Below are 645 nucleotides of genomic sequence, written 5' to 3'. Positions count from 1 at the left end.
GTGCCAGAACAACTTGCCGTCGCCGACCCGCTGGAAATCCTCGACCTCACCACCGCGTGGTTCTCAGTCGAGGAGTGGCAGGACGAGTCCGCGGACCTGCGCCCCGAAATCGCCGGCCCGCTAGAACTGACCGTTGCTGCCGACTACCTCCACAAGGCGAACATCAGTGGCGGGGCCCCATACTCCGTCTGGCTTCCACACGCAGGCGCCGATCCGCTGGTCCGTGAAGAAGAACACGTCCTGAGCTTCACCGACTACCTGCGGCGGGCGTTCGCCAGTAAGGGCTTCCTCCGGCTCGATCGGCAGGACGAATGGGTAGCCCACGGCCTCACCCGCGACCACCTGGCCGAGCTGACCGACTGGCTGGCGGGCGTCGAAAACGAGAGCAAGGACTTCTGACCACGTAGGACGAGGACTTAGTTGGCGAGCTGAACGTGCAAGTGGCCATGGGGAACCTGGCGGCGGCCCTGCATCTGCAGGGCGACCGGGTCGGCGCGCTGCACTGGTGGAACCGGGCATGGGCAGCCGGGAACGTGATTGCCGGCTACAACCTGGGCATGCTGCACGCCGCGGCCGGTGACGCGAACCGCGCGCAGGTGGCCTGGGAGAAGGCTGCGGCCTTCGGCGATCCGGACGCCATGCTGG

General features: G+C 67.0%; 1 protein-coding gene and 1 pseudogene. Both read left to right on the top strand.

Annotated features, from left to right (window positions below; genetic code table 11):
• On the top strand, window positions 1–399 hold a 399-nt coding region (locus O3W51_RS48275; protein ID WP_269290456.1), incomplete at its 5' end, for a hypothetical protein.
• A 47-nt stretch (window positions 400–446) separates the two neighbouring features.
• Window positions 447–645 (top strand): annotated as a pseudogene (locus O3W51_RS48270) (sel1 repeat family protein); the annotation flags it as partial.

This window comes from Streptomyces sp. H39-C1 (assembly GCF_027158125.1).
Classification (GTDB): Bacteria; Actinomycetota; Actinomycetes; order Streptomycetales; family Streptomycetaceae; genus Actinacidiphila; species Actinacidiphila fildesensis.
The sequence above is the reverse complement of the archived record's forward strand: the minus strand, read 5'-3'. Positions and strand labels throughout refer to the sequence as shown.